The sequence below is a fragment of the uncultured Dialister sp. genome (assembly GCF_937959425.1).
In the GTDB taxonomy this organism is placed as follows: Bacteria; Bacillota; Negativicutes; order Veillonellales; family Dialisteraceae; genus Dialister.
The window spans coordinates 1-3,220 of the sequence record NZ_CALGPS010000040.1 but is presented as its reverse complement, the minus strand read 5'-3'; the positions used below and the strand labels follow the sequence as shown (position 1 = coordinate 3,220).

3 protein-coding genes are annotated in these 3,220 nt (G+C 52.3%); 2 read left to right on the top strand and 1 reads right to left on the bottom strand.

Annotated elements, in window-relative coordinates; all coding sequences use genetic code 11:
• The first annotated feature begins 342 nt into the window (after positions 1-342).
• Positions 343-759, top strand: a complete 417-nt coding sequence (locus tag Q0482_RS01870; protein WP_299142635.1) for an Hsp20/alpha crystallin family protein — start codon at positions 343-345, stop codon at positions 757-759.
• Positions 760-849: 90 nt separating this feature from the next.
• Here Q0482_RS01870 and Q0482_RS01865 read toward each other — a convergent pair whose 3' ends face one another.
• Positions 850-1,029 (bottom strand): hypothetical protein, encoded by a 180-nt coding sequence (locus tag Q0482_RS01865; protein WP_299142634.1) that lies wholly within the window; start codon positions 1,027-1,029, stop codon positions 850-852.
• A gap of 20 nt (positions 1,030-1,049) precedes the next feature.
• Between Q0482_RS01865 and Q0482_RS01860 the strand changes: the two genes are divergently transcribed.
• Positions 1,050-2,762: an ABC transporter ATP-binding protein/permease gene (locus Q0482_RS01860; RefSeq protein WP_299142632.1), complete on the top strand. Its 1,713-nt coding sequence runs from the start codon at positions 1,050-1,052 to the stop codon at positions 2,760-2,762.
• The last annotated feature ends 458 nt before the right edge of the window (positions 2,763-3,220 follow it).

Below are 3,220 nucleotides of genomic sequence, written 5' to 3'. Positions count from 1 at the left end.
AACTTAAGAACCTTAAGAACCCTCGGGCCCACAGGCTCCGTCAACCTTTTCTTCCACAACCCTTCTGCACAACCTGCGGCGTCAGCCGCGCCCCTCCCTTTTTACTTCCTACCTTGTCAAAATAGTCAAATAAACAATAGTAAACAAACGGAAAACACGATAATAGTCAAAATGATAAAAATAAAAGTCAAAAATATTTTAGCACTCTATTGACAAGAGTGCTAAAAGTGCTATACTATAGTTGTCAGGAGGAAAGGGAGCCCGAAGGGAAACCGGAAAGGCTCCCGGACACCTGAACATCATAACAAATACAAAGGAAAGAGGTCTTTGATTATGGGCAGCATGATTCCATTTGAAGGTTTATTTGGTGACAGCGTTCTTGATCATTTCTTTGATGATATTCCTACCGTTTATAAAGATTATGTAGCCGTACCGAAGGTGGATATCGAGGATCTGAAGGATCACTACGAAATCACCTGTGATATGCCCGGATTTACAAAAGATGAAATCCATATCAACTACGAAAACGGTATTCTTTCTATCGCCGCTAAACGGGAAGACAAGAAAGAAACGAAAGACGAAGAGAAACATTACATCCGTCATGAGAGAGGCGCCGTTGGATTCTCCCGTCAGTTCTCTGTGAAAGGCATTAAAGAAGAAGGCATTAAAGCCAGCCTGAAAGACGGCGTGCTGAAGATTGACCTTCCGAAAGAGGATCCGAAGAAAGTAGAAGAATCCCATCGGATTTCCATTGACTGATATTTTTGAAACGTTGATTCCTGGTGATGCGAATGGAAATAGTTTCAATATGCTGAGCCCTGCCGCCTGAAGCACGGTCCGGCGGCAGGCTCAATCCTTTGTTTCAATTGCTTTTCTTACAATTATCTCCCTCCCAAATTTATTAATTCGTTCATACAAACCACCCCTTAAGAAAGGCCCGGGAAAGAGCAGTCCCTCTTTTCCGGGCCTTTTGCGTGCCATTTTCACCGGCCTTTCTTCCTGTAGTATAATAAGGAATATTTCCTGCATTGTTGAAATAAGGAGGGACTATGGTTTCAGGACAGTGGAACCGGGAAACGGCGAAAGCTTTGTGGCAGCTCACGGCCCGGTATTGGAAAAGCGAAGAGAAGAAGAGCGCCTGGCTGTACCTTCTGGGGATCGTCATCCTTACCATGGCGGCGGTGTACATGACCCTTCTTCTGAATGACTGGTTCAATGAGTTTTACAGTGCCCTGCAGAATTATGACAGCGACGCCGTATACCACGGCCTTATCCGCTTTACAGCCATCGCTTTCGGACACATCGCTTTTTCCGTGTATGCCTACTACCTGCAGCAGACCCTGGCCCTCCGCTGGCGCCGGTGGATGACGGAAAAATACCTTTCCCGCTGGACTGCCCGGCAGATGTTCTATCGGCTGGAAATGTTTTCCGGCGGCCGCTCCGATAACCCGGATCAGCGTATTTCCGAAGACATTAACCTTTTCACCTCCCGCACCCTGTCCTTCACGGCAGGCCTTCTTCGGGCGGTGACCACCATTTTCTGCTTCATCTTTGTCCTCTGGTCCCTGTCGGAACCCCTGTCCTTTTCCCTATTCGGCAGCACCTTCCATATCTACGGCTACCTGGTGTGGACGGCCCTGGCCTATTCGGTTATCGGTACCTGGCTTACCCACAAGGTGGGCCATAAACTGGTAGGCCTCAATTTCCTGCAGCAGAAACTGGAAGCGGACTTCCGCTATGCCATGGTGCGGCTCCGTGAAACATCGGAAAGCGTGGCCTTCTACCACGGGGGAGGAGAGGAAAAGAAAATCCTCACCAGCCGTTTTCACAAACTTCTGGTGAATACGGTGTACATTATCCGGAAACAGAAACAGCTTTCCTGGCTCACCAACTCTTACGGACAGATTGCCATTATCTTCCCCTTTGTGGTGGCGGCGCCGAGGTACCTGTCCAGAAATATTTCCCTGGGCGGCCTCATGCAGGTGGCCAACTGCTTCGGTAAGGTGCAGGAATCCATGTCCTACTTTGTGGACGTATACTCCTCCCTGGCGGAATGGATGTCCTGCGTGGAACGACTGCTCACCTTTGATGAACACATGGACCAAATGCTTCGGGAAACGGAGGGAGAGGAGAAGAAACTGGTAAGAAAGGAAGGCAGTGAAACCCTTACCCTCTCTCATGTCAATGTATCCCTCCCTGACGGGAAGCCTCTTCTCACCGACCTGTCCTGCACCATAGAAGAAGGGGATAGGGTCATCCTGAAAGGTCCATCGGGCTCCGGAAAATCTACCCTTCTCCGCCTGCTTGCCGGCCTCTGGCCTTTTGGGGAAGGAGAAATCCACCTGCCCTCTGCCAAAAACAGTCTCTTCATCCCCCAGAAACCCTACATGCCCATAGGCACACTGAAAGAAGCGGCCCTCTATCCCGGCGGAGAGGGGAAGGAAGAAGAACTGAAGAAACTTATGGAAACATGCGGCCTCGCCTCCTGGGCAGCCCACCTGGAGGATGAAGGAGACTGGAGCCACATCCTCTCCCTGGGGGAACAGCAGAAACTGGCCTTCGTCCGTATCTTCATTACCCGTCCCCGCTGGGTATTCCTGGACGAAGCCACCTCCGCCATGGACGAGGAAACGGAAAACCGTCTCTACCGCCTCCTTTCCTCCCTGCCCGGCATCACCCTTATCAGCGTAGGCCACAGGTCTACCCTGGATAAATACCACACCCGGGTGCTGAGAATCCGGGAGGGGAGACTGGAAGGGTAGGGGCTGTCGGCTATCGGCTGTCGGCTGTCCGCTATCCGCTATCCGCTGTCCGCAGCGAAAACCATACAACCGCGCCTGCGGCGCGATGGAAAAGCGTTCCCCCCTTTGGTGCCTTACGGCACCACCTTTCCCCCTCTTCGAGGGGGCACTATGGATGCTGGGCAGTGTGCCACATGACTCTGCGGGAAAGCATAGAGCGGCCTATTCTGCCCCCCTGCATAGGGGTGGCAAGGGAACTGGCGTCACTCCAGCGAACACAACCTTTTGCCCGAAGGGTAAAGCCCCATCGCCTGCGGAGCGGGCGTTAACCTTCCTTCAGAACCCTCTGAACCCTCACGCCGCAGGCGTGTCCATGGGCAATCCACAACCTCTCAGCGCCATAGGCGCTGAGGCCCCCTGAGCGCCAGCGAACACAACCTTTTGCCCGAAGGGTAAAGCCCCATCGCCTGCGGAGCGGG